Consider the following 11,968-nt stretch of genomic DNA (forward strand, 5'->3'; position numbering starts at 1 on the left):
GGTGCGGCCAAAAGGCCGCCCCAGACCATTGGCAACCCCGTCTTCTCAGGCGGGGTTGTCAATTTTATGCGTGTTGCAGTGTTCAAGGCTTGTTTCTTTGAACCTTGATATTATCGCCACCAGCTTCTTGGCACGGTCTTTTATAGAACTCCCATGGCTGCCAACTCTGCTGCAACAGCTTCAAAGCGCAACAAATCGTCCCAGGCATTGCTCAAAGCCTTGCTGATACCCCGCAGTCGCGCATATCGATGATCATGGAGTTGTTTGGAATCGACAAAGCTCCGCTCGACAGTTTCTTTTCGTCTCCGGTAGATCGCTTTACCCTGTTCCGTATCGCGATGTTCGTTGATCCGGTCTTTATGGTTCTGCCAGATGTGGCGGATAAATATTCTGGTGGAATTGGGACGTGCCGCTAAAAAATGGAACCGGCGACGATCAAGCCCCGGCATGACGCTCGCTCCGGCTTCTATGCTTCACGGATTCAGGCTGTGTAGCAGAACTCACCGATAGCTGAATCCGCAAAGCCTTCCAGCCTGCACTCACTATCCATGCCTCTTGCTCGTACATTTCCGCATGATAAGCATTTCTTTGCCGGTGGGGCAATGCTGCCGGGATGAAACTGAGCCGGCGACGATCGAGCCCTGGCATGACGCTCACTCCGGCTTCCATGCTTCACGGATTCAGGCCGTATGACAGAACTTCCGATAGCCGAACCCGTGAAGCCTTTCACCCCGTCTCCGCTCACAAAGCCTCCTGTCCCATGAGCCTCCATTCCTGTTTCAGATCGTCAGAAGCATGGAAGTCTTATAGGTGCTGTCGTCATAGTCGGTCCTGGTTGCCTTCACCCGGAAGGTGTAGGTGCCTGGAGCCAGGCCGGTAATGGTGGTGCTGGTGGAACGGCCGCCGTAAGCCGGGGTCCACTCGCCACCGTTCAGGCTGTACTCCAGGATGTAGGTCACGCCGCTGACAGTGCTGTTGCCCCAGCTTATGAAAATGCTGCCCGGGCCGTTGGCGGCCGGAGCGGAAATGGAGTCCGGCATTCCGCAGGCAAGCGCTACCGTGCAACTGCCGGAGACCGTGCTGGCGCTGTCCGCAAAAGCCGGTTTGGTTGCCCTGACCCGGAACACATAGGAGCCGCTGACCGGGACGGTGATGGTGGCGCTGGTGGATGGCCCGCTGTAGGCCCGGGTCCAGGCGCCGCCATCGGCGCTGTACTCGATAACATAGGTTGCGCCGCTGACAGTGCTGTTGCCCCAGTTCAGGTAGATGCTGCCGGTGCTGTTGGCGGCGGGGGCATTGATGGAATCGGGCGTGCCGCAGACCAGTGCTACCGCACAGGTGCCGGAGAGGGTGTTGCCGCTGTCCGCAAAGGCGGCCTTGGTTGCCCGCACCCGAAACACATAGGAGCCGCTGGCCAGGGCGGCGATGGTGGCGCTGGTGGACGGTCCGCTGTAGGCCTGGGTCCAGGCGCCGCCATCGGCGCTGTATTCAACGATGTAGGTGGCGCCGCTGACGGTACTGTTGCCCCAGCTCAGGTAGATGTTGCCGGTGCTGTTGGCAACAGGAGCGCTGATGGAGGCCGGGGCGCCGCAGACCAGCGTGACCGCGCAGGAACCGGAGGTGGTAAAGGCGCTGTCCGGGAAGCCGGCCTTGGTGGCCTTGACCCGGAACGTATAGGTTCCGTTGATCGGCACCGCAATGGTAGCACTGGTGGATGGCCCGCTGTAGGCCGGTGTCCAGGCGCCGCCGTCTGCACTGTATTCCACGACGTAGGTGACGCCGCTGACGGTGCTGTTGCCCCAGCTTACGAAGATGCTGCCGCTGCTGTTGGCAGCGGGAGCGCTGATGGAGGCGGGTGCGCCGCAAACCAGCGTCACTGTGCAACTGCCGGAGCTGGTATAGCTGCTGTCGGGAAAGCCGGCTTTGATTGCCTTGACCCGGAAGAGATAGATTCCGTCGGCAGGGGCATTGAATACGGTGCTGATGGATGTGCCGCTGTAGGCCGGGAGCCAGGCTCCGCCATTCGTGCTGTACTCCAGAATGTAGGTGACGCCGCTGATGGTGCTGCTGCCCCAGTTCACGGTGATGCTGCCGGTGCTGTTGACGGCGGGCACGCTGATGGAATCGGGAGCGCCGCACAGCAGCGTTACCACGCAATTTCCGGAGACCTTGGCGGCGCTGTCGGCATAGCCGGCCTTGGATGCCCTGACCCGGAACAGATAAGTTCCGTTGGTGAGCCCGTTAATGATGGCGTTGGTGGCCGGCCCGGTGTAGGCCGGGCTCCAGGCGCCGCCGTCCATGCTGTACTCGAGCAGATAGGTGGCGCCGCTGACGTCGCTGCTGCCCCAGCTTACGTTGATACTGCCGGTGCTGTTAGCGGCAGGTACGGTAATGGTGGCCGAGGGGCCGCAGGCGAGCGTCACCGCACAGGGGCCGGATGTCGTGTAGGCGCTGTCGGGGAAGTCCGCCTTGGTCGCCTTGACCCGGAAGGTATAGGTGCCGTTGGCAAGGCCGGCGATGCTGGTGCCGGTGGCGGTTCCGCTGTAGGCCTGAATCCAGGTGCTGCCGTCGCTGCTGTACTCGAGCGTGTAACCCGCCCCGGAAAGAGTGCTGCCGGACCAGGTTACGGCGACGGTTCCGGTGTTGTTTGCGGAGGGTACGTTGAGGGAGGCGGGAGCGCCGCAGACCAGCGTTACCGCACAACTGCCGGAGACCCTGGCGGCGCTGTCGGCATACCCTTCCTTGACCGCCTTGACCCGGAAGGTGTAGGTCCCGTTGCCCGGCACCGTAATAGTGGTGCTGTTGGTTGTCCCGCTGTAGGCCGAGGTCCAGTTGGCGCCGTCCGTGCTGTAGTCGAGGATATAGGTAACGCCGCCGATAGTGCTGCTGCTCCAGGTTATGGCGATGCTGCCGGTGGTGTTGGTGGCCGAAACCGAGATGGTGGCCGGTGTGCCGCACGTCAGGGTGACCAGGCAGGTTTCGGAAGTCTTGGCAGGACTGTCGGCATACCCTGATTTGGTGGCCTTGACCCGGAAGGTGTAGGCGCCGTTGGCGAGTCCGCCGATGGTAGTGCTGTTGACTGTGCCGCTGTAGGCCTGGATCCAGGTTGCACCGTCGGTGCTGTACTCGAGAATGTAGGTAACGCCGCTGACGTTGCTGCTGCTCCAGTTTATGCCGATATTGCCGGTGCTGCTGGTTGCCGGAACGGTGATGGTGGCCGAGGCGCCGCAGGCGAGCGATACCACGCAATTCCCCGAAACCTTGATCGCACTGTCGGCATACCCTGCCTTGGTGGCCTTGACCCGGAAGGTATAGGTGCCGTTGGCGAGTCCGCTGACGGTGGTGCTGTTGAGCGTGCCGCTGTAAGCCTGAGTCCAGGTTGAGCCGTCGGTGCTGTACTCAAGGATGTAGGTAACGCCGCTGACGTTGCTGCTGCTCCAGTTTATGGCGACATTCCCGGTACTGTTGGCGGCCGGCACGGTGATCGTAGCCGAGGCGCCGCAGACCAGGGTTACCGCACAGGCAGCCGAGGTCTTGGCAGTGCTGTCGGCATATCCCGCCTTGGTGGCCTTGACCCGGAAGATATATGCCCCATCGGTGGAAACGGTAACAGCGGTACTGGTTGCCGTTCCGTTGTAAGCCTGGGTCCAGGCGCCGCCATTCAGGCTGTACTCCAGGATATAGACTGCTCCACCGGTACTGCTGGCACCCCAACTGGCAGTGATCGTGCCCGTGCTGTTCGTGGCAGGAACGCTGATGTTTCCGGGAGTTGCACAGGGGCCCAGTACTGTGACGTTAACGCTGCCGGTAACGGTGGCGTAGTTTGCGGCATCGGTCGGGGTAAAGATCACTCCTGCACTGTAGACGCCCGGCTCGGGCGTGACCGAAGGCGTCGTGAAAGCGAAGCTGCCCGCAACCGACGCCGATCCGCCGCTGAGCGCGGCTGTCGCAAGCGTCTGGCCATAACCCACAGTACCGGCAACCGGCCATGCGGTGACGCTGGGAGTGGCCTTGATGACGCTGATCGTGACGGACTTGGTGGCTGTGGTGTAGTTGGAGGAGTCGGTCGGCGTGAAGGTCGCCGAGATGGTCTGGCTGTTGCCTGCGCCCAGCACGGTTCCTGCGGCAGGCTGGTAGACGAAGCTGCCGGCCACTATTGAGGCGGCATTAAGCTGGGCAGCTCCCAGAGTCGCTCCATAGCTGATGTCGGCGGGATTGCTCCAGGTGATGACCGGTGCCGCCTTGAGGACATTGATCGTAACGGCCTTGGTAACGCTGCCGTAGTTGGCCGGGTCTTCCGGTGTGAAGGTGACGGACAGGGACTGGCCATTGCCGGTGTTCGGTACGGTGCCGGCAGCCGGCGTATAGGCGAAGCTGCCGGGCGCGGGGGCAGCGGCGTTGAGCTGTAAAGCCCCCAGTGTCGCGCCATAGGTGATATCTGCCGGGTTGGCCCAGGTGATGGCGGGGGTCCCCTTGAGGACAGTGATCGTCACGGTGGCAGTGGCCGTATCGTAATTGGCGGTGTCGGCCGGCGTGAAAATCACTGACAGGCTCTGGCCGCTGCCGGCCTTTGGCATGGTGCCGGCAGCCGGCGTATAGGCGAAGCTGCCGGGCACCGTGGCAACGGCGTTGAGCTGTGCTGCCCCCAGTGTCGCGCCATAGGTAATGTCGGCCGGGTTGGCCCAGGTGATGGCAGGGGCTCCCTTGAGCACGTTGATCGTTGCGTTGGCGGTGGCAGTACCGTAATTGGTACTATCGGCCGGCATGAAGGTCGCGGACAGGGTCTGGCCGTTGCCTGCGTTCAGCATGGCGCCGGCCGCCGGCGTGTAGGTGAAGCTGCCGGGCACCGTGGCAACGGCAGTGAGCTGAGCTGCCCCCAGCGGCGTGCCGTAGCCGATGTCAACGGGATTATTCCAGGAAACTGTCGGCAGTGCCTTGAGGACGTTGATCGCTACGGTTTTGGTTGCGCTGTTGTAATTGAGCGTGTCGGCCGGCGTGAAGGCCACCGACAGGGTCTGGGCATTGCCTGCGCCCAGCACGGTGCCGGCAGCCGGCGTATAGGCGAAGCTGCCGGCCACGGTGGCGGCGGCGTTAAGCTGGACGGCTCCCAGAGCCGTACCATAGGTCGCATCGGCGGGGGTGGCCCAGGTAATGACCGGTGTCGCCTTGAGAACATTGAGGGTCACGGTCTTGGTGGCCGTAGTGTAATTGGCCGCGTCAGCCGGTGTAAAGGTAACCGAAAGGGTCTGGCCGCTGCCGGCATTCAGTACGGCCCCGGCCGCCGGGGTGTACTCGAAGCTGCCCGGCAGGGGGGCGGCTGCATTGAGCTGTGCTGCTCCCAGGGCGGTTCCGTAAAGGATATCGGCAGGATTGTCCCAGGTGACGGTATGGCTGGCCTTGGCGATGGTCAGGGTGTCGGTGGCGCTTCCCTGGTACCTGGCGTCGGCGATGGCCGCTGACACGGCATAGCTGCCGGCAGTGGTGGGGAGCGTGGCAGAGCCGTTATAGGTTATGGCGACATTCAGGCCCGCCGGGGTCGTTCCGGCTGAAACGGCCTTGGCAGTGCCGTCGTAGATGGCCGAAAGACCGGCCAGGGTGACTGTTGCCACGGCTTTTTGGGCAGTGGTGGTGCTTGTCACCTGGCTGGCCGGATTATAGTTGCCGTTGCCCGCCTGGTCGTACAGCACGATGCAGGCGCCGCTGCCGCTTACCATGGTGAATTGCGGACCGATGTTGGTGCACACCTCCGGGGAACCGCTGCCGTAGGTTACCGGCAGGCCGGAGGCGGCTGTTGCCGCCACGGTGAAGGTGGTGTTCGCGGTGGCATTCACCGGTGCCGGAGCAGTCACGGTAATGGATTGATTGGCCTTGGCGATGGTGAAGCTGCCGCTGGCGCTTCCCTGGTAGTTGGGATCGTTGATCGTGGCTGTCACTTGATAGATGCCGGCATTGGTCTGCGGTGCGTTGGTCCAGGTGATGCCGAGGTTGTCGGGATTGGTGGCAACGGTCGGGCTCAGGGGGGTGCCCGAGTAAGTCTGGGTCAGATTACCCAGGGTCAGGGTTGCCGCGGGCCTGTCGATCGTCAGCGTGCCGGTGCCGGTAACGGCATTGACACTGTTGCGCACCGTAAAGGTGAAGCTCCCGGCAGGGGTCGTCGGCATGGTGACGATCGTTAAAACGGTATCCTGGGTGTATTTGAGGTTGAACCAGTTGGGGTAAAACAGGACCATGGCACCGGCGGGCAAGCCGGTGACCGACAGTCCGACGGTCTGGCTGCCATTGCCCACGGTGGTGATCGAGGTGGTGTAATTCGCGCTGTCCACGGTCCCGTATCTGAGAGTACCGTTCTGTATGCCGACGGTGATTCTGTATGGCTGGGTATTGCTGTCCGCGGCAGTGTACGGTCCCAGGTACGGCCCGCCGCTGCCGACAGGTGCCGCGCCGGCCGGCTGGACCGGTTCGGTCGAGGTATCGGCAAGGGCGTTGGCCATGTTGATGCGGCCGTTGCCGAACATCGCGGTGTTGTCGGCATCACCGGAAGCCCCCACGGCATCGGCCGATTTCGCCAGGCGCCCGACGATGACGCCGTTGGTGAGCGTGGGATCGGCTGCTTTCATGAAGGCGGCCACACCGCCGACGATGGCCGATGAGGTGGATGTGCCGCTGACGTATGCATAGGAACCGTTCAGGCCGGTGGTATAGATGTCGGTACCCGGGGCGGCCAGGAACACATCCTGGCCGTAATTGCTGAAGGGGGCCAGGAGGTCGTTCGCATCGGTGGCGGAAACTCCGATGACCCCCCTGTCGCCGGCGGGGAAGGTGGGGGCGGCGAGGCTGTCATTGCCGGCTGCTGCCACCAGGACCGCTCCTTTCGACCAGGCATAATCCACGGCGTCCTGAAGGTTCTGACTGAAGCCGGGGTTGCTGAAACCCATGACAATGACATCGGCGCCGTTATCGGCTGCCCAGACGATACCCGCGATGATGGCGCCGTCATCGCCGTTGGCGCCGGAATCCAGCACGGTCACCGGCATGATGGTGACCCCCTGGTACGCAATGCCGGCAATGCCGCTGCCGTTGTCGGTCAGGGCTGCAATGATCCCGGCCATGGCGGTGCCGTGTCCGTTGGGATCGGCCAGGCCCTGGGAACCGTCCAGCATCGAGGTGCCGGCAACCACCGTGCCGAGCAGGTCGGGGTGGGAAGCATCGATGCCGGTGTCGAGCAGTGCCACCCTGGCTGAACCTTTAGCCGTTATGGTGCCGAAAACCTTGTCATATCCGATTTTGGGCAGCGCCCACTGGACCCCGTAATGGAGATCGCCAGGAATGCCTTCCGCTTTTCTGGTCCTGTTCTGCTCGACCCGTTCCACCTGGGGATCAGACTGGTAATTCTGCAGGACCAGAGGCAGGCTGGCCAGCGGGACCGTTACAACGTGCAGACGCAGTGCCGGCATGGAGGACACCTCGCTGCCTCCGTTCCGGTCGATGATCATCGCCTGTTCCACGCCGGAAAGTCCGCTTGCCGTTTTGACGATCAGGGAAGCGGTGGCTGGCTGGTCGGCGCCACGGGCGGGAGAAAAGCCGGCGCCGGTCATTACCATGGTGAACAACAGGACGAAAAACAGCCGTACGATGAGCCTGTTCATCTTTCCCTCCTTGGGATATCCGGATTACATGGAATGGTTGCGGTGGTTGCGTTTACTCGTCGTCTTCTCCGCTGCCTGGCTGGCGCAGCCGGCGCGCCATTCTCTCCGCCTGCTGTTTCCGGCGCAGTTCCAGCGCTTGTTCCCGTTGGATCGCTCGCTGGCTCGGCTGGGCCGGCTCGGCCTGCTGCGGCCGTGCGACCGCCCTCTCCGCGTCTGTCTGTGCCGGGGGCTGTGCAACCGCAACGGTCTGCAGGGGGACGGCAGGCGGCTGGACCGGCGATTGGGCCGGCTGATCCGGCGACGATGCCGGTTGGGCATCGTATTTGTCGGAGGCGTCGCCGTAGTATTCGACTATGATCTGCGTTTCAGTCTCCCGGATGGTCCCGTGACCGGCATAGGCCGGAGCGGCACCGCAGGTCAGCAGGGTGCCCCAAAGTACGAATCCTCTCATACCTGTCTCCTTGTCGATCGGTCTCCCCTCGGGCGGTGCGTCGCTCTCCTGCGGCTGAATGCCGCAGGAGAGCCCTTCTCATGTGAGACCGGTATTCTTTCTCCTGCCTTTTATGGACGTACCCCAATGTATTGCAGTGCCTTGTCTTTTAAATCCTGTGTAAATGTGGCGGTAAGCGGCATGTTCTGAATCGTGGTCTGCACGCTGCTGTTGTTCGGGTTGCCGTCATCAAGAAAATCGACGGTGTCGTACAGCAATCGCTTGGTGTAGAAGCTGTTGTGGGCCCACGATCCCGCATCGGCCTGCAGCAGTTTGAGGTTGAAGGCCGCGCCCATCATGTCGGCCCCCTTGAAGGTCGGGGCACCGGCATCCCAGTTCACGGTGCGGGTGGCAAACGATTGCTGGGACGGGTTCGGAGCCGTGAAGAAGTAAGGGTAGGCATCCCGGTTGAAGTAAATGCCTTTGGCTGCCAGGAGTTCGGCTACTGCCTGCAGGGAAGCCTCGTAGCCCTGGCGGAATGCTTCCAGCGCCGCACCGTCCGGTATCGGGTGCAGACCGCCGGCATGGCAGTCGTTGCACCGTGCAGAGGTAATGGCGTTGATGACGCCGTTTGCATCCTTGGTGACCGGTGAGTAGGAGTGCTTCTCGGGTGAGCTCATGTGGCAGATGATGCAGTTGCCGGTTTCGCCGTCCCCGATGCCGTTATGGTTGTATGCACCCGGATTGCTGTAGTCGCTTGCACCGGTGCGGTAGGTGTATCCCGTGAGGCGATACATAACACCCGCTGCACCCATGTAATGCGGGTTGATGAAGGTGACGTTCTGCCAGAAGGCTCCCGTTCCCTGACCGCCGGGAGTTGCCAGAGCCGCAGCCTTGATGGTGACACCGGCTGCCCTGCCCGTGTGACACGCCACGCAGATATTGGACTTGCCGAGCGATTGGGGGAGATCCCTCTTGATCAGGATCTTTCCGGTGGCCGGCGAGGAATAGTTGTAGTATCCGGATGGCGGAGGCAGTGGTCCCCAGGTTGCAACGTCGCCAAACTGATCCCTTACAAAGCCTCGCGTGCTGTAATCCGCATCGAAAGGGGTATTGTGACAGGCGTTGCAGGCAATCATCTCCCTGGTGCGGTCGCCGCCGGGGGCGAGGCCGGAGGTTCCCCACGGCTTGATGTCGGTGTAGCCGGAGGTCATGAAGTTGATGTATCCGGTTGTGGTATGGCACCTTACGCAGTCGTCACCGGTGGAATTTGCCGGAGTGGCGGGCCCCGGTGTGCCGCGGGTCTTGAAGTCGTAGGCGGTCCATGACGGCGATTTCGGATTGGCCTTGCCGCTCTGCGCCCACTCCCCGTTGGCCGGGTAAATATGGAAGTCGCTGTCTGTTTTCGAAGCATGGCAATTGTCGCAGGTGATGTTGGTGGTGACGTACTGGGCCGTGCTGAAGCTGCTGAAGTGGGGATAGGGCATTCCGGTGATTATTCCCGGGTTATGTACATCGTGGCATCCCATGCACTGGTTGGTGGTGGAATAGGCGGTGTGGAACGACAGTCCCGCCGGCGGCCAGGGGAGGCCGTACGAATTGCCGGGAGTGTGGCAGGCGGCGCAGGCCGGCTGCAGGTCGTTGTGCGGCGTGTCGGTATGGCAGGACTGACAGCTGATGTGGTTTGCCTTGTGGTCTGAGTCGTCATAGGCAGAGACCACCTGGGGAGTGTTCAGCGAATGGCAGCCGGTACAGAGGTTCTCCAGGTATTGGGTATGGTCGAAAACGGTCACGATGGCGCTGTCCTGACGCACGATCCCCCCCGAGGTAACCGTGAGGGTTGCCGTGTAGGTGCCGGGGATCGCAGCAAAGACGGTGGTTACGGCGGCATTGGGGGTTCCGAAGCTCAGGCCGGTGCCGGTCCAGGCATAGCTGATGCTGCCCTGGTTGCTGGTGGCTGAGCCATAGAGGGTCGTGGCATACTCAGCACCGGCGCCATTGGCGGTGACATCCGCGCCGGCATTGGCCGTGACCATCGCTGCCGGTGAAAAGGTGGCCGATACGGACTGGTTGGCCTGCAGGTTGTTGAAGATGACGATCTTGCTGCCATCCGTATTGGTGGTGATGCTGGTGGCCCCGGGTGCCGTCAGCGCTGAAATCATATACCCCGGATTCGGCTGGACCAGGAGCTGCCGGTTTGAGCCGACCGGAATGTTGGTAAGAGACTCGTTGGTATCTTCGCGGATCGCGCCGCTCCCGGTCACGCTGGTCGTGATGGATACGGTACTGGCGGTAAAATAGGCCACGATGTAACGCGTAGTCTTGGCGGGATCGTACGGTGCGACATACTTGCCGTTCGCGTTGGCACTGATGGCCAGGCCGTCCAGGGTCACGCGCGAGATCTTATATCCCGTTGCTGGCGATACGGTGTACTCGCCGCTGTCGGAGCCGGCTGCATAGGTCTGGGTGCCGGCCGGACTGATGGTGCCCTGTCCGGTGAGCGGCGATGTTTTCGAATTCACGTACCAAGCATTTGCAAAGGCGGGTATTGCCAACAGCATGGCCAGGATGAGGAACAGCTTTCTGATCATGTGAGCTCCTTTCAATGCGTTATTGGTACCTTCGAGAAAAAGACCCCGATACTGCGCTTCTGCAGCACTAACGCTCCCTCCTGGATATCACTGCTCATGGCTGACGGCCTGCATGGCGGAGGCTTTCAAGGCACTTCCCTGGCGGTGGGAATATTCACGCTGACCCCACCAAAAACATCCAGAGGTACCTTGACCAGATCGATACTGTCGCCGAAATCGGGATTGGGATAATTGAACGTCCAGCTCGTATTTTTCTCAGCCGAGTGAGGTACACTGTCCAGGGTAGTGGGCTCATAGATAGTGAGGGTTCCTGTGGTATCAAGCAGAGCGCTGTTAATGTAGAACTCTCCTTGGCCATACAACGTTCCGACTTTCAGGACATTGGGAACCTTGACGGAGATATGGGCGGCCGATTGCCCGCTGGTGGCGTGCAGCGCGGAACTGACCTGGGTGGCGTCGGTTTTCAGGAAGAGGTTCCAAGCCACCTGCAAAGGAGTAGGCTTTTGCAGATCGGCGTTGATGGCATCGAGTGTGGCCCCGGAATAGACGGTCTCGGTCGGGAAGTTGAAGCCGGCTGTGATCGTGTCCAGGTTCAGGTCGATACTGGTGTCGGTTGCGCTGACGTTCACATTGCTGACCCTGGCGTATTTCAGCATCCTGTTCACGGTTGTTGCAGTGGTTCCGACCGGAAGAGGCACATAGGTTATCAAGTCGAAGGCATACCCGTTGGCGATCGGAAATTTGAGCCCAGTGATCTTGTTTCCGGCCGGTGGGGTGCCATCGATGATGTATTTGAACGGTGCGCCGTTGATGTTCAGGTTGGGATTGGTGATGACCAGGCGTACCCTGGTTGCTGCCGGTGCTGCAGCAACACTCTTGGCCGTATTTTCCCTGATGGTGATTTCAACCTTCCCTGTTGAGTTCGGGACCCCGGAAGCGCTGCTGGCGGTGCTGCCGGTGCCGGTGCTCCCTCCCATGCCGCAGGCGCTCAAAAGCAGCATCACGAACCAGGCCGCTATCTTTTTCATGCTCATCTCCCACTTTTTAGGTTGAATGCTACCGGTTGGTCGTTCTCTTCGTTACTGAGGCGGGCTGTCGGCCTGGAAACACAGGGGTCTGCAAAATAGGCGGGAAGATGGTGGATGTCTGTCGCGCAAGTATTGCAGATCGAGGCATGCTGCCTCGCGGAACGTGCCGATTATGTGCGGATGGTATTTCCGCGTTCTGAAACAGCCGGCAGGGTCAATAAAGCCCCGTCTCTTGCGAGACGGGGCATGTTCTGCATTGAAATTGCACAGATG

At 61.4% G+C, this 11,968-nt stretch carries 4 protein-coding genes and 1 pseudogene; all 5 read right to left on the bottom strand.

Annotated elements, in window-relative coordinates; all coding sequences use genetic code 11:
• Positions 1 to 218: 218 nt before the first annotated feature.
• Positions 219 to 338, bottom strand: a pseudogene (locus GSVR_RS22015) (transposase); the annotation flags it as partial.
• A 441-nt stretch (positions 339 to 779) separates the two neighbouring features.
• Positions 780 to 7,646: an MBG domain-containing protein gene (locus tag GSVR_RS07845; RefSeq protein WP_173197447.1), complete on the bottom strand. Its 6,867-nt coding sequence runs from the start codon at positions 7,644 to 7,646 to the stop codon at positions 780 to 782.
• Between the two features lie 52 nt (positions 7,647 to 7,698).
• Entirely contained in the window at positions 7,699 to 8,097 is a 399-nt protein-coding gene (locus GSVR_RS07850) for a hypothetical protein (RefSeq protein ID WP_173197449.1), read from the bottom strand.
• Between the two features lie 110 nt (positions 8,098 to 8,207).
• Positions 8,208 to 10,667, bottom strand: coding sequence for a cytochrome c3 family protein (locus GSVR_RS07855; protein WP_173197451.1), 2,460 nt, complete (start codon positions 10,665 to 10,667; stop codon positions 8,208 to 8,210).
• Positions 10,668 to 10,792: 125 nt separating this feature from the next.
• Entirely contained in the window at positions 10,793 to 11,695 is a 903-nt protein-coding gene (locus GSVR_RS07860) for a hypothetical protein (RefSeq protein WP_173197453.1), read from the bottom strand.
• Between the last annotated feature and the right edge of the window lie 273 nt (positions 11,696 to 11,968).

Source organism: Geobacter sp. SVR (assembly GCF_016865365.1).
Taxonomy (GTDB): Bacteria; Desulfobacterota; Desulfuromonadia; order Geobacterales; family Pseudopelobacteraceae; genus Pelotalea.

Coding starts and splice junctions, on each gene's coding strand:
- GSVR_RS07845 (WP_173197447.1), bottom strand. CDS start 7,646: ATGAACAGGCTCATCGTACGGCTGTTTTTCGTCCTGTTGTTCACCATG.
- GSVR_RS07850 (WP_173197449.1), bottom strand. CDS start 8,097: ATGAGAGGATTCGTACTTTGGGGCACCCTGCTGACCTGCGGTGCCGCT.
- GSVR_RS07855 (WP_173197451.1), bottom strand. CDS start 10,667: ATGATCAGAAAGCTGTTCCTCATCCTGGCCATGCTGTTGGCAATACCC.
- GSVR_RS07860 (WP_173197453.1), bottom strand. CDS start 11,695: ATGAAAAAGATAGCGGCCTGGTTCGTGATGCTGCTTTTGAGCGCCTGC.